Origin of the sequence: Streptomyces sp. HUAS MG91 (assembly GCF_040529335.1) — a bacterium.
Classification (GTDB): Bacteria; Actinomycetota; Actinomycetes; order Streptomycetales; family Streptomycetaceae; genus Streptomyces; species Streptomyces tabacisoli.
This window is the reverse complement of sequence record NZ_CP159534.1, coordinates 7,624,366-7,638,175: the sequence shown is the minus strand read 5'-3', so window position 1 is coordinate 7,638,175 and position 13,810 is coordinate 7,624,366. Positions and strand designations below refer to the sequence as shown.

Annotated in this window: 13 protein-coding genes and 1 pseudogene; 7 read left to right on the top strand and 7 right to left on the bottom strand. The window is 72.3% G+C overall.

Annotated features, from left to right (window positions below; translation table 11 throughout):
• Positions 1 to 12 precede the first annotated feature (12 nt).
• On the bottom strand, positions 13 to 1,170 hold the full coding sequence (glgA, locus tag ABII15_RS34510) for a glycogen synthase (RefSeq protein ID WP_353947292.1): 1,158 nt from the start codon (positions 1,168 to 1,170) through the stop codon (positions 13 to 15).
• 310 nt (positions 1,171 to 1,480) lie between these two features.
• Between glgA and ABII15_RS34505 the strand changes: the two genes are divergently transcribed.
• Positions 1,481 to 2,560: a DMT family transporter gene (locus ABII15_RS34505; RefSeq protein WP_353946208.1), complete on the top strand. Its 1,080-nt coding sequence runs from the start codon at positions 1,481 to 1,483 to the stop codon at positions 2,558 to 2,560.
• Here ABII15_RS34505 and ABII15_RS34500 read toward each other — a convergent pair.
• Together ABII15_RS34500 and ABII15_RS34495 are read right to left on the bottom strand one after the other, a co-directional pair.
• Positions 2,550 to 3,776, bottom strand: coding sequence for a transglycosylase family protein (locus ABII15_RS34500; protein ID WP_353946207.1), 1,227 nt, complete (start codon positions 3,774 to 3,776; stop codon positions 2,550 to 2,552). The genes ABII15_RS34505 and ABII15_RS34500 overlap by 11 nt on opposite strands.
• 105 nt (positions 3,777 to 3,881) lie before the next feature.
• Positions 3,882 to 4,853 carry an acetylxylan esterase gene (locus ABII15_RS34495; RefSeq protein ID WP_353946206.1) on the bottom strand — a complete coding sequence of 324 codons (972 nt, stop codon included), beginning with the start codon at positions 4,851 to 4,853 and terminating at the stop codon, positions 3,882 to 3,884.
• Positions 4,854 to 4,990: 137 nt separating this feature from the next.
• Between ABII15_RS34495 and gndA the strand changes: the two genes are divergently transcribed.
• Positions 4,991 to 6,430, top strand: a complete 1,440-nt coding sequence (gndA, locus tag ABII15_RS34490) for an NADP-dependent phosphogluconate dehydrogenase (protein ID WP_353946205.1) — start codon at positions 4,991 to 4,993, stop codon at positions 6,428 to 6,430.
• A 354-nt stretch (positions 6,431 to 6,784) separates the two neighbouring features.
• Here the strand turns inward: gndA and ABII15_RS34485 are convergent, their stop codons facing one another.
• The 3 genes from ABII15_RS34485 to ABII15_RS34475 are packed head-to-tail and all read right to left on the bottom strand — an operon-like array spanning position 6,785 to position 8,325.
• Positions 6,785 to 7,216, bottom strand: a complete 432-nt coding sequence (locus ABII15_RS34485) for a nitroreductase family deazaflavin-dependent oxidoreductase (RefSeq protein ID WP_353946204.1) — start codon at positions 7,214 to 7,216, stop codon at positions 6,785 to 6,787.
• Positions 7,217 to 7,262: 46 nt separating this feature from the next.
• Entirely contained in the window at positions 7,263 to 7,919 is a 657-nt protein-coding gene (locus tag ABII15_RS34480; RefSeq protein WP_353946203.1) for an aspartate/glutamate racemase family protein, read from the bottom strand.
• A gap of 52 nt (positions 7,920 to 7,971) precedes the next feature.
• Positions 7,972 to 8,325 (bottom strand): GNAT family N-acetyltransferase, encoded by a 354-nt coding sequence (locus tag ABII15_RS34475; RefSeq protein WP_353946202.1) that lies wholly within the window; start codon positions 8,323 to 8,325, stop codon positions 7,972 to 7,974.
• Positions 8,326 to 8,371: 46 nt separating this feature from the next.
• Between ABII15_RS34475 and ABII15_RS34470 the strand changes: the two are divergent.
• The 3 genes and pseudogenes from ABII15_RS34470 to ABII15_RS34460 form a co-directional block, all read left to right on the top strand.
• Positions 8,372 to 8,596: pseudogene (locus tag ABII15_RS34470) on the top strand (universal stress protein); the annotation flags it as partial.
• A gap of 269 nt (positions 8,597 to 8,865) precedes the next feature.
• Complete coding sequence (locus ABII15_RS34465; RefSeq protein WP_353946201.1) at positions 8,866 to 11,196, top strand: AbfB domain-containing protein; 2,331 nt, start codon at positions 8,866 to 8,868, stop codon at positions 11,194 to 11,196.
• Positions 11,197 to 11,297: 101 nt separating this feature from the next.
• Positions 11,298 to 12,131 (top strand): PIG-L family deacetylase, encoded by an 834-nt coding sequence (locus ABII15_RS34460; protein WP_353946200.1) that lies wholly within the window; start codon positions 11,298 to 11,300, stop codon positions 12,129 to 12,131.
• A gap of 20 nt (positions 12,132 to 12,151) precedes the next feature.
• Here ABII15_RS34460 and ABII15_RS34455 read toward each other — a convergent pair whose 3' ends face one another.
• On the bottom strand, positions 12,152 to 12,346 hold the full coding sequence (locus tag ABII15_RS34455; RefSeq protein WP_111661371.1) for a DUF2304 domain-containing protein: 195 nt from the start codon (positions 12,344 to 12,346) through the stop codon (positions 12,152 to 12,154).
• A gap of 175 nt (positions 12,347 to 12,521) precedes the next feature.
• Between ABII15_RS34455 and ABII15_RS34450 the strand changes: the two genes are divergently transcribed.
• Together ABII15_RS34450 and ABII15_RS34445 are read left to right on the top strand one after the other, a co-directional pair.
• Complete coding sequence (locus ABII15_RS34450; protein WP_353946199.1) at positions 12,522 to 12,998, top strand: hypothetical protein; 477 nt, start codon at positions 12,522 to 12,524, stop codon at positions 12,996 to 12,998.
• Between the two features lie 172 nt (positions 12,999 to 13,170).
• Entirely contained in the window at positions 13,171 to 13,662 is a 492-nt protein-coding gene (locus tag ABII15_RS34445) for a response regulator transcription factor (protein WP_353946198.1), read from the top strand.
• Positions 13,663 to 13,810: the final 148 nt, after the last annotated feature.

The following is a 13,810-nucleotide window of genomic DNA, read 5'->3' as shown; positions in this document are numbered from 1 at the left end:
ACCCCCCATGTCTCAAGCGCCGTTCAGGATCTCCTCGTATACCCCCACCGTGCGGCGGGCTATCGCGTCCCAGCCGAATTCGGCGGATGCCCGCTCGCGTCCGGCCGCGCCGAGCCGGTCCGCCGCGCCGGGATCGGCGACCACGGTGTTCAGTGCCTCGGCCAGGCCGCGCTCGAAGCCCTCCGGGTCCTGCTCCGCGTACGGGACGAGCAGGCCGGTCTCGCCGTGGGCCACCACCTCGGGGATGCCGCCGACCGCGGAGGCGACGACCGCGGTGCCGCAGGCCATCGCCTCCAGGTTGACGATGCCGAGCGGTTCGTAGACCGACGGGCAGACGAACGCCGTGGCGTGGCCGAGGAGTTGGACGACCTCGGAGCGGGGCAGCATCGACGGGATCCAGTGCACCCCGTCGCGGGACCGCTTCAGCTCCTCCACCAGCTCCCGGAACTCACGCCCGATCTCGGGGGTGTCCGGCGCGCCCGCGCACAGCACCAGCTGCACGCCCTTGGCCAACTCGTGGGCCGCGCGCAGCAGATGGGGCACGCCCTTCTGCCGGGTGATGCGGCCGACGAACAGTACGTACGGGCGGTTCGGGTCGACGCCGAAGCGGCGCAGCACGTCGGTGCCGGGGTCGGCCTGGTAGAGCGAGACGTCGATGCCGTTGTGCACGACGCGCACGCGCTTCGGCTCCAGCGTCGGGTAGCAGGCGAGGATGTCGTCGCGCATCGCCCGGGACACCGCGATCACCCCGTCCGCGGCCTCGATCGCGGTGCGCTCCGCCCAGGCCGACAGTGCGTAGCCGCCGCCGAGCTGCTCGGCCTTCCAGGGGCGCAGCGGTTCGAGGGAGTGGGCGGTCAGGACGTGCGGGATGCCGAGGTGGAGCGCCGCGAGATGGCCGGCGAGGTTCGTGTACCAGGTGTGCGAGTGGACGAGCTGGCGGCCTTCGAGCGCGGCGGCCATGGAGAGGTCCACGGAGAGCGTGCGCAGCGCGTCGTTCGCCCCGTCCAGGGCGGGCCAGGCGCGGTGCCGGCGCACCCCGTCGCCCGCGCCCTCGCCCCAGGTGTGCACCTCCAGGTCGACGAGCGGCCGGAGCTCACGCGCCAGGAACTCGACGTGGACCCCCGCACCGCCGTAGACGTCCGGCGGGTATTCCCGGCTGAGCAGTCCCACTCGCACGCGCGACCCCCGTCATCGGTCGGGCACCAACGCCACTGGTCAGAGCTGCCCTCACACGGCCGCTCGAGAACGGCTCCAGGCGGGGCGCGTCTCATGGTCACCCATGAACGCCACTCGCGGAAGAGGGCCGACACGTTCGGTAGCCCTCTGGACACCCGCCCTGGGGATGACTCGGAATCCTGGGTACTCCATCGGCAGTAGGACCCAATGACTGCTCAGGGCGGACGACACGAAAAGCCGGAACGAGAGATCGTAGAGGTATGACAACCGACCGTCGGCCGCACCGCTCCCCCAGGACCGCCTCATGAGCGCCCTGGCGCTGTCCGTGCTGCTGTCGCTCGTCTCCGCGGTGGCCTACGCGGGCGGGGCGATCGTGCAGGAGCGGGTGGCCGAGACCTCCCCGCAGACGGCGTACGCGCCGCTGCGCAGGCCCGCGTGGTGGGGCGCGGGGTGCCTGAACGGCCTGGGCGCCCTGCTGCACGTCGTGGCGCTCGCTTTCGGCCCGCTGAGCCTGGTGCAGCCTCTGGGCGCGCTGACGATCGTCCTGGCGCTGCCGATGGCGGCCCTGCTCGTGGGGCGCCGGGCAGGGGCCACCGCGTGGCGCGGGGCGGTCATGGCGACGGCCGGTCTCGCGGGCCTCCTCGCCCTCACCGGGGACGCCTCCGAGCAGTCCCTGGGCGGGCCGCAGCGGCTGCTCGTCGGCCTGATCACGGCCGGTGGCGTGCTGGTCCTGCTGACGTCGGCGCGGGCCGTGCACCGGCACCCGGTGGTGCGCTCGGTCCTGCTGGCCGTCGCGGCGGGCGGGGCGTTCGGCATGGCGTCGGTGTTCACGAAGTCGGTGGCCGTGGACTGGTCGGGCGAGCCGCTGGAGCAGCTCACGACGCTGCTGGCGATCGCGGGCCTGGCCGTCACCGGCATGCTCGTGTCGCAGGCCTCCTACCGGGGTGCGGGCCTGGCCGTGCCGCTGGCCACCGCCACGGTGGTGAACCCGGTGGTCGCGGCGGCGGTCGGCATCACGCTGTTCGGCGAGACGTTCCGGCACGGCACGATCGGTACGGTGCTCGCGCTGGGCTGCGGTGTCGTCGCGGCGGGCGGCCTGATCCTGCTGACGACCGAGCGCATCGGGCGCGGGCAGCCGGGGCAGGTCGTCGCCCACGGTTCACCTGAGGTCGCGGAGCGTGACGATGAGGTCGGCCCGGCGGGTACGGCCGTCCCGGACGGGCGGACGGTTCCCGACGGTCTGACGGCTCCGGGCGGCCCGGCGGCGCGGGACAGCCCGGCGGTCCCGGACAGTCCCGCGGCGCTGGACAGCCTGCCGCGCCAGTCCAAGGACCGGCGCGGTCGGCTGGGCAGCCCGTGCGAGGACCGGTTCCTCAGATCCTGACGCCGTGGGCCCGCAGATAGGCGAGCGGGTCCACGTCGCTGCCGAAGCCGGGCCCGGTCCGCACCTCGAAGTGCAGATGCGGGCCCGTGCTGTTGCCCGTGGACCCGGAGCGGGCGATGCGCTGCCCGGTCACCACGCGCTGTCCGCTCTTCACGGCGAGGGCCGACAGATGCCCGTACTGGCTGTACTTGCCGTCGGCGTGCCGGATCACCACTTCGTAGCCGTAGCTGCCGCCCCAGCCGGCCGACACGACCGTGCCCGCCTCGATCGCCTTCACCGACGTGCCGGTGGGCACCTCGAAGTCGACGCCTGTGTGATAGCCCTTCGACCAGGAGGAACCGGCCGCGTGGTACGGGGTGCCGATGGACGCGGAGACCGGGGCGACGACGCCGCCCGACGACGCCTTGTGCCCGGTGGCGGCCTTCTTGGTCTCGGCCTTCTCGACCTTCTCGGTCTTCTGCGCCTTCTCGGTCTTCCCGGGCCTCTTGGACTCGGTCTTCTTCGCCTCGGTCTTCTTCGCGTCCGGTTTCCCCGGCGCGGTCCGGTGGGTGTCGGCCTTCGGCTCGCTCCTGCCGTGTCCGGGCACCGTCAGCCGCTGACCGGGGACGATCAGGTCCGGGTCGCCGCCGACGACCGTGCGGTTGGCGGCGTACAGGCGGGTCCAGCCGCCGCTCACCTTCCGTGTCTCGGCGATGCCGGAGAGGGTGTCGCCGTGGACGACGGTGTACATCTCCGGGCGGCCCTTGCTCGCCGTCGACTGCGGGGTGACCTCGGGTTTGACGTCCTTGACGTCCTTGACGACCTTGGTCTTCTCGACGGTCCGCACGGGTGCGGCCGCGCCGCGGGTCAGTCCGCCCCGCTCCGAGCAGACCGGCCAGGCGCCGGGGCCCTGGCCCTCCAGGACCTTCTCGGCGACGGCGATCTGCTGGTCCTTGGTGGCGAGGTCGGCGCGCGGGGCGTAGGCCCGGCCGCCGTACGCGGACCAGGTGGAGGCGGTGAACTGCAGGCCGCCGTAGAACCCGTTGCCCGTGTTGATGCTCCAGTTGTTGCTGGACTCGCAGGCCGCCACCTTGTTCCAGGTGCCGACGTCCGCCGCGTGCGCGCCGCCCGCGCCGATCAGCGGGATCGCCATGCCGGCGCCGCCCACGGTCACGGTGAGCGAGGCCCGGTTGACCCGGCTCGGCTGATACCGGCGGTGCCGGCCGCGTAATGCCATGAACGCCCCCTTGGCTGCCCTGCATCCCACAGGCACACGTAGGAGCGGCAAAGTAGCCGCTCCCACGCGTCGTGACAAGGGTGCCGTCGGCCACCGTGGCCGTAATCAGCCCCTCAAGTGCCGCGGGACCCACTGGAGTTGGACCGCCTGCTGGAAGGAACCGCCGCCCTCGTGGTCGTTGAAGGCGTACACCTCCATCGAGCGCTCCGGGCCTGCCCAGTGGTTGTACGCCGCGAACACGGTCGACGGCGGGCAGGTCTGGTCCTCCAGCGCGACCGAGAAGAGACCGGGCGCCGTGGCGCGGGCCGCGAAGTTCATGCCGTCGAAGTACGACAGCGTGCGGAAGACGCGCTCGTCCTGCCCGATGTGCGTCTTCAGGTACAGGGCGATCTCCCGGTACGGGTGACGCTCGGTGAGCGTGGCCGCGCGGCCGAAGTGGCACAGGAACGGCACGTCGGGCGCGACGGCCCGCAGGTCGGGGACGAGGCCGGCGACGGCGATGGAGATGCCGCCGCCCTGGCTGCCGCCGACCACGGCGACCCGGGAGGCGTCGACCAGCGGGTGCGAGCGGGCGGCCTCGACGGCGCGCACGGCGTCCGTGTAGACGCGGCGGTAGAAGTAGTCGTGCGGGTCCTGTATCCCCTGGGTCATGAATCCGGCGACCGCGGGGGCGCTGCCGACCGGGTCCGGCGTGTCACCGACCGAGCCGCCGCTGCCCTGGCCGCGCGTGTCCATCACGAAGTGCGCGAAACCGGCGGCGGCCCACTGAAGGTGGGTGTGGGGCAGGCCCCGGCCGCCGTTGTAGCCGATGTACTGCACGACGGCCGGAATCGGCCCCCGGGTGCCCGCGGGAAGGACCAGCCAGCCCTTCACGGGGTGCCCGCCGAAGCCCGCGAACGTAACGTCGAATACGTCGACCGCCGTGTACGGCAGGTCGACGGGCTCGAACCGCGCGTCGAGCGCGTACTCCCCGGCCTCGGCCAGCGTCTTCTCCCAGAAGACGTCGAAGTCGTCGGGGGCCGTCAGGGCGGGCTTGTAGGCCCGCAGTTCGTCGAGCGACAGGTCGAAATGAGGCACGCACGGCTCCAGGATCGTAAAGAGTGCGGACGGGCACTCCGAAGAGGCTTCTCGTGGGGGGACGAGCAGTCACGCTACGCCTCACGACGCCAGAACTGAACAAGATCTTTCATTTTCCCAATCCAGGAGCGACAGGCATGAGCACTAAAGCCCAGATCGGTGTCACGGGTCTCGCGGTGATGGGCCGCAACCTCGCCCGGAACTTCGCCCGGAACGGATACACCGTCGCCCTCCACAACCGCACCGCGTCCCGGACGCATCAGCTGGTCGAGGAGTTCGGCGAGGAGGGCATCTTCGTCCCGGCCGGGACCGCCGAGGAGTTCGTGGCGGCGCTGGAGCGGCCGCGCCGCCTGGTGATCATGGTCAAGGCGGGCGAGGCGACGGACGCCGTGATCCAGGAGTTCGCCCCGCTCCTGGAGTCCGGGGACATGATCATCGACGGTGGCAACGCGCACTTCGCGGACACCCGCCGCCGCGAGAAGGAGCTGCGGGAGAAGGGCATCCACTTCGTCGGCACCGGGATCTCCGGCGGCGAGGAGGGCGCACTGCACGGGCCGAGCATCATGCCCGGCGGCAGCGTGGAGTCGTACGCCTCGCTCGGCCCGATGCTGGAGAAGATCTCCGCGAAGGCGAAGGACGGCGCCCCGTGCGTCACGCACGTCGGTCCGGACGGCGCCGGGCACTTCGTGAAGATGGTGCACAACGGCATCGAGTACGCGGACATGCAGCTCATCGGCGAGGCGTACCAGCTGCTGCGCGACGTCGCCGGGTACTCCCCCGCGCGGATCGCGGACATCTTCCGGTCCTGGAACGAGGGCCGGCTCGACTCGTACCTGATCGAGATCACGGCGGAGGTCCTGTCGCACGTCGACGCGGCGACGGGCGAGCCGTTCGTCGACATCGTCCAGGACCAGGCCGAGCAGAAGGGCACCGGCCGCTGGACCGTGCAGATCGCCCTCGACCTGGGCGTTCCGGTGTCCGGCATCGCGGAGGCGGTGTTCGCCCGCTCGCTGTCCGGCCACGCCGACCTGCGCGCGGCCTCCCGCCACCTGGCGGGCCCGAGCGCGCTGGCGCTCCCGGAGTCGGAGGCCGCGGCCTTCGCCGACCGGGTCGAGCAGGCGCTCTACGCCTCGAAGATCGTGTCGTACACGCAGGGCTTCCACGAGATCGCCGCGGGCAGCGAGACCTACGACTGGGACATCGACTCGGGCGCGGTGGCCCGGATCTGGCGCGGCGGCTGCATCATCCGGGCGGCCTTCCTGGACCGGATCACGGCGGCGTACGAGGCCGAGCCCGGCCTGGTGAGCCTGCTCTCCGACAAGGAGTTCGCCGACGAGATCGCCGCGGCCCAGGACGACTGGCGTGCCGTCCTGGTCGCCGCGACCATCCAGGGTGTCCCCACGCCGGGCTTCGCGGCGGCGCTCGCCTACTACGACGCGCTGCGCGCCGAGCGGCTGCCGGCCGCGCTCACCCAGGGCCAGCGGGACTTCTTCGGCGCGCACACCTACCGGCGCACCGACCGCGAGGGCTCGTTCCACACGCTCTGGGGCGGTGACCGCTCCGAGGTGGAGGCCTGAGCCTCACACGGCCCCACACCGCCTCACACGGGTGAGGGCTCGGGCTCCGGCGGGGTCGGGTCGGGGTCCGGGTTCGGGCCCGGCGGGACCGGCGACGGCGAGGGCTCCGGCACGGGCCGGGGCATCGGGGTCGGCAGCGGGTCCGGGAGCGGTCCGGGATCCGGCACGTCGGGTCCCGGGCCCGGACTCGGCCCCGGGCCCGGTGTGGGCCCCGGCGGGACGGGGTCGGGGAACGGCTGGGTCATGGCGGTGCCTCCAGCGGGTCGTCAGGGGCGGGTCCACCGCCTCGGACGGCGGTGGACCTCCACTGTCTCCCGGGGCGCGTGCCCACGCCCGCCGAGTCCACGCGTCCTGTCAGCCGTCCGTACGCACGAGTCGCACCACCGGAATGTCCCGGCTGGTCTTGCGCCGGTACTCGGCGTAGGGCGGGAACAGCTCGACCAGGGAGTCCCAGACCCGGGCCTTGTCCTCGGGCGAGAGGGTCTCGGCGCGCGCGGTGAACCGCTCCGTCCCGACGCGCAGCCGTACGTCCGGGTTGGCCTCCAGGTTCAGATACCACAGGGGGTGCTGGTCCGAGCCCCCGTAGGAGGCGACGATCAGCAGGTCGTCGCCGTCGCGGCCGTAGATGAGGACGGTGCGGCGCCACTGCCCGGACTTGCGGCCCCGGTAGTCGAGGAGCAGGCACGGGGCACCCTGGATGGTGGTGCCCTTGGTGCCGCCGGACTCCTCGTAGACGCGGGCCTGGTCGGCGACCCATCCGGTCGGGCTGATGACGACTTCGGTCATGGCGGTTCCTCGTCCCTCGGCTGCGGTACGGACAACTTCCCTCAACCTAAGCGCTTTCGGGGCGTGCGCATTCCGCCGCCGCGGCGGCGAGTCCGAGGCGCGGGCTGGAGAGCACGGGGACGGTGGTGCGGGTGCGTGCGGCGGCGTCGGTCAGGGACGCCTGGGCGAGGACGATCACGTCGGCGTCGGCCTCGGTGACGGCGTCCAGGGCGGCGGCGACCCGGTCGAGGTAGGCCTCGCGCTCACCGGCGAGGAACAGCTCCCAGGCGTCCTCGACGAGCACGGTGCGCAGATCGACGGTGCGTCCGGCGCGGCCGGCCTCCTCCTCGACGAGGGCGGCGGTCGGGCCCAGGGTGCTGTGGGTGGTGGCGACCACGACGACGCGGGGCCCCTCGGCGACGGCCCGCGCGGCCATCGGCCGGTCCACCCGCAGCACGGGGACTCCGGCCGCGGCGGCCTGTTCCTGGGCGACGGCGCCGATGCTGGAGCAGGTGCACAGGACGGCGTCGGCCCCGTCGGCGGCCGCGGCCGCAAGCAGCGCGCGGACGTCGTCGGCGACGGCCGACGGGCCCTCGGCGCGGGCCCGCTCCAGAAGCTCCTCGCGCACGACGTGGCGCAGCGCGAGGCCGGGGTGGTCGGCGTCGCGCAGGGTGTCGAAGACGGGGACGTGGACGGGTGAGGTGTGCAGGAGTGCCAGCTTCATGCCCGGCACCCTACGCACCGGCACCGCCGCGTCCGTCAGCCGTCCGCGCAGGTCACCACAGTTCGGGGTGGTCGCCGACGGCCGCCTGCGCGGCGTCGAGGAGCGCGTCGGGGGCCGCGGGCGCCTCGCCCGGATGCCGGGCCGCCCACTGGACGACGAACGGGCACAGCGGCGCGACCGCGATCGCCTCCCGGGCGGCGGTCGCGTACAGCTCGCGGGCGAGGGAGCCGCCGATGCCCTTCCCTTCGTGCGCGGGCTCCACGACGGTGTGCACCGGCACGAGGGCGCGCCGCGGCTCCTCCAGGACGAAGTACTGGATGTACCCGGCGACGTCGCCGTCGGGGCCGCCGGCCCGGGCGCGCAGAAAGCCGGCGTCGCGGTCGTCGTGGATCTCGATGTCGCTCATGGGCACTCATTCTGGTTCGTTCCGCGCTGTTCGGCCCGCGCACGGAACCAGCGACCGGGCCCGCGCCACGGTGACCGCCCATCTCGCCCGGGCCGCCGCCCGCGGAGTCACCGCCCACGGCCGGGTCCTCACCTCCGTCGGCGACCACGCCGCCGCAGGCCGGGCCCTCGCGCGGCACGCGGCGCGGGTGGACGCCCGCACCGTCGTCGTCGGCCGTTCCCCGCGCGGCGCCCTCGCCCAGTTCGCCGACGGCAGCCTCACCAGCGCGGCCTGAACCCATGGATGAACAGGGGGCCGGGCGGCGCTGCCCGACCCCCTGTTCATCGATGTACGGCTGACGCCCCTCCCCCCTCGACACCCCTTCGACAGTCCGGGCAAATGGGCTGATCCGTCGACCAGTTGTGGCCTGTGGGGCCGAGGAAGAAGTTCCGACGCGGAGTCTGTACAGCCGACTTACAGCGTTGTAAAAGGCAGGCAGCACCAAGGGAAGCACGACCGCCACTCCGACGAGTCCGATGAATCCGACGAAGGAGCACCCCCATGCCCTTGCGCCCCACCGGCTTAAGACCCACCGGTGTTCTGCTGGCCGTTCTCGCCCTCTTCCTGGGCGGTGTCACGGCGCTGGCCCCGGCGGCCGCGGCGGCGCCCGCCGCCTGGAGCCCCAAGCCCGCGCCCATGACGACCCCGTGGACCGCCCAGGTCTCCCGGGACAATCCGCTGCCGGAGTACCCGAGGCCGCAGCTGACCCGGCCCGACTGGGCCAATCTCAACGGCATCTGGGACTTCGCCGTCACCGGGAAGGACGCGGGGCAGCCGGCGTCCTTCACCGACCAGATCCGGGTGCCGTTCGTCGCGGAGTCCGCGCTCTCCGGCATCCAGCGCAAGATCACCGAGAACGACAAGCTCTGGTACAAGCGGACCTTCACCGTGCCCGCGGGCTGGAACGGCCGCCGGGTCCAGCTCAACTTCGGTGCCAGTGACTGGCGTACGACGGTGTGGGTCAACGGCCAGCAGACCGGAGCGGTCCACAGCGGCGGCTACGACGCGTTCGGCTACGACATCACGCCGCTGCTCAACGGCGGCACGAACACCGTCGTGGTCTCGGTCTTCGACCCGACCCAGACCGGCGGCCAGGCCGTGGGCAAGCAGCGCATCAACGACGTGACGCCGCATCCCGGCGGCGGCATCTTCTACACCGCGGCCTCCGGCATCTGGCAGACCGTCTGGCTGGAGCCGACCGCCGCGGCGCACGTCACCCGGCTCGACATGGTGCCGCGGCTGTCCGACTCGACGCTGCGGGTCACCGTGCAGGGCGCGGGAATCAGCGGGCAGAGCGCACGGGTCACGGTGAGCTCGGGCGGCACGACGGTCGGCACGGCGACCGGCGCGGTCGGCTCGGAGCTGACGGTGAGGATCACCGACCCGCACCTGTGGTCGCCGGACGACCCGTTCCTGTACGACGTGAAGGCCGAACTCGTCTCCGGCTCCACGGTGGTCGACTCCGTCGGCTCGTACACGGGGATGCGGTCGATCTCGCGCGGCACGGTGGGCGGTAAGCAACGCCTGTTGCTCAACGGCAAGTTCGTCTTCCAGACCGGCACCCTCGACCAGGGCTACTGGCCGGACGGCATCTACACCGCGCCCACGGACGACGCGCTCAAGTACGACCTCCAGAAGCACAAGGACCTCGGCTTCAACATGGTCCGCAAGCACATCAAGGTCGAGCCGCAGCGCTGGTTCTACTGGGCCGACAAGCTGGGCCTGCTGGTGTGGCAGGACATGCCCGCGATGGACACCCGCACCCCGGATACGGCGGCCCGCACCCAGTGGGAGGCCGAGTTCGACCAGATCATCGACGAGCACCGCAGTTCCCCGTCGCTCGTGATGTGGGTCGACCAGAACGAGGGCTGGGGCCAGTACGACCAGGCCCGCATCGCCGACAAGGTGAAGGCGGCCGACCCCTCGCGGCTCGTCGACAACATGAGTGGCATCAACTGCTGCGGCGCGGTCGACGGCGGCAACGGCGACGTCATCGACCATCACGTGTACGTCGGCCCAGGAGTGACGAGCCCGTCCTCGACCCGGGCGGCCGTGCTCGGCGAGTACGGCGGGCTCGGGATGCGGGTGCCGGGCCACGAGTGGTCGCCGGGCAACGGCTTCAGCTACGAGGACCAGGCCGACGCCGCGCACCTGAACAACCGGTTCGTCGGACTCATCGACGCGCTGCGCCTGCAACAGATGCCGACCGGGCTCTCGGCCTCCGTGTACACGGAGATCACCGATGTCGAGAACGAGGTCAACGGCCTCATGACGTACGACCGTCAGGTGGTCAAGGTCGACGCGGCGCGGGTCAAGGCGGCCAACCAGGCCCTGATCGCCGCCTCCGCGAACCCGGGCGGGCCGACGACCCTGCCCACCGGCCTGAAGTCGCTGCGGGTCACCACGCCCGGTTACACCGACCGCTACATCCGGCACAAGGACGCCCTCGCCTACACGGAGGTCGTCAACTCCGCGAGCGCGGACCTGCTGAAGAACGACGCCACCTGGCGGATCGTGCCGGGGCTCGCCGACGGCTCCTGCTACTCGTTCGAGTCCCGCAACTACCCGGGCGAGTACCTGCGCCACCGCGACTTCCGGGTGCACCGCGAGGCCGGTGACGGCTCGGCCCTGTTCAAGGCGGACGCCACGTTCTGCGCGGTGCCCGGGCAGGGCGGGGTCCGGCTGATGGCGCAGAACTATCCGGGCCAGTACCTGCGGCACTACAACGCCGAGGTCTACCTGTCCGTACCGGGCGGATCCCGGGCCGCCGACAGCCCGCAGTCGTTCACCGAGGACACGACCTGGGCCGTGGAGGCGCCCTGGGCACCCTGAATCACCCGTTCCGGGAGGGACTGAGCCGGTCCCGCGCCATGGTCCCGGTGTGCTTGCCGCACACTGGGACCGTTACGTGGCTTCTGCAGAAGGACTTGTTCATGACTGACCGGCCTTTGACGCTCATGGCGGTGCACGCCCACCCCGACGACGAGGCCACCAGCACCGGAGGAATCCTCGCGCGGTACGCGGCCGAGGGCATCCGCACGGTTCTGGTGACCTGTACCGACGGCGCTTGTGGTGACGGGCCGGGAGGGGTGAAGCCGGGCGACCCCGGTCACGATCCCGCGGCCGTCGCCCGGATGCGCCGCCAGGAACTCGAGGCGAGCCGCGAGGTCCTGAAGATCAGCGACCTGGAGACGCTCGACTACGGCGACTCCGGAATGATGGGCTGGCCGAGCAACGACGCGCCCGGGGCCTTCTGGCAGACCCCCGTGGAGACGGGCGCCGCCCGGCTCGCGGACCTGATGCGGCACTACCGGCCCGATGTCGTCGTCACCTATGACGAGAACGGCTTCTACGGCCACCCCGACCACATCCAGGCCCACCGCATCACGATGGCGGCGGTCGCCATGACCGATCTGACCCCGAAGGTGTACTGGACCACGATGCCCCGGTCGGGGATGCAGCGGTTCGGGGAGATCATGCGCGAGTTCCACCCGGAGATGCCGGAGCCGGATCCCGCCGAGGCCGCCGCGATGGCCGAGATCGGCCTGCCCGACGAGGAGATCACCACCTGGGTCGACGCCACCGCGTTCAGCGACCAGAAGTTCGACTCGCTGGCCGCGCACGCCAGCCAGGGCGAGAACATCTTCTTCCTGAAGATGGGCAAGGAGCGGTTCGCCGAGTTCATGGGCGTGGAGACCTTCGTCCGGGTCCAGGACACCACCGGCGCGGCCCTTCCCGAGGACGATCTCTTCGCCGGACTGCGCTGACCCGGCCGGTCACGTCCCGGTCACATCAGGGAGCTGATGGCCGTGACCGCGGAGTCGAGCGTCGAGGACACGGCCGATGCCGCCGACGTGCCCGCCAGGTAGAAGCCGAATGCCGCGCCCACGGCGATGTGGGAGAGCTTCCCTCCGCCTTTGCGGAGCAGGAAGAACACCGCGCCGATCAGGATGACGATCACGGGCAGGTGCAGGGCGTCCATCGTTCTCACCTCGTGTCCCGGCCTGGGAGCGGGCGCACCCCCGCGCGCACCGGTGGCAGCTTCGTACCGGGCGCTGCCACAACGGCCAGGCTATGACCGCTCCGTCGCTCCTGCCACTCGGGTGAACACGCAGCGTGAGCGCGGGCCGTCGGCGGTACGCCGTAAGGTCCGCGCCATGGATCGTCTCGACATCACCCCGGACCGGCTGGCGGGCACCTGGCACATCGTGTGCTCCTCGTTCCCGCTCTGGCAGGGCGGGAAGCGCACGGGCGCCACCTTCACCTACGACCCGCTGACGCGGGGCGGCGCGGGCCCCCCGCGGATGACCGACGACGTCGCCTACCGCACCCGCGGCGGGCGCCGGCGCCACATCCGCGGCGTGGACACCCGGCTGACCGCCCGCCCGGGCTCGGTCTACCGCTGGCGGGGGCGCGGCGTGCTGGCGGCGCTGTCGAGCGAGTGGGAAGTGCGCGAGGTCGGCGCCGACGACGCGTGGGCGGTCATCGTCTTCAGCAAGTCCCTGGTGACACCGGCCGGAGCGGACGTCGTCGTGCGCGCCGGCCGGCTCGCCGATCCCGGGGTGATCGAGGAGGCGCTGGCGGCGGGCGCGCGCCACGCGGCGCCGCCGGTACCGGAATGGCGTCCCGCGTAGGGACTGTCCGGTGCCCGGCCGGGTCCCGCTCCGCGCGACAGGGCGCCGGGCCCGCCGGAGCATGGGGGCATGGAGGTTTCCGTGCCGGGCGCGCAGGGCCGGGCGCTGCCGCTGATCCTGGTGGCGGCGCCCGTCGACGCGCCCCTTCGAGGTGCTCCGGCGGGTCCGGGAGATGTCCGAGGAACTGCGCATCGTGGCGGTCGACCGGACGTTCCGGCGGGCCGAGGCGCTGCGCGCGCTGGCGGGCGGCGCCGACGACCTGCTCTGGTGGGGGATGCCCGACGGGCTGGCCAAGGCGCTGATCCTGGCCCGGCTGCGCAGGGCGACCTCGGTGACCCTGCCCGCGCAGCTCATCGAGGACGGCTGGCTGCGGCTGGACCTCGCGACCCGCGAGGTGACGGTGCGGGGCGTCTTCATGCCCCTGACGTCACTGGAGTTCGACCTGCTGCACGTCCTCGCCCGTAATCCGGGACAAGTGCTCTCCCCCGAACAGTTGCTGCGCCACGCATGGCGGTCCCGCCCCGACGGCGATCCGTCCCGGGTGAAGTACGCCGTGCTGCGCCTGCGCCGCGGCATCACCCGCGCCACGGGCGCCAAGGCCCCCATCGAGACCGTACGGGGAGTCGGATACCGGTACGTCGTGCCCGGCCCGGACCCGGCGTAGGTCCCGGGCCGAACGTCCCGCTCCGCTCGCCGGGGCCCGCTGCAACCGTCCCGCAACCCGCCTGCTCCCGGAGTGCTCCCCCGTGCGTCCACCGTCGTGGATGTCGCCGGACGATCCGTCGGTGACGGACCCCGGCAGAGCAAGGGAC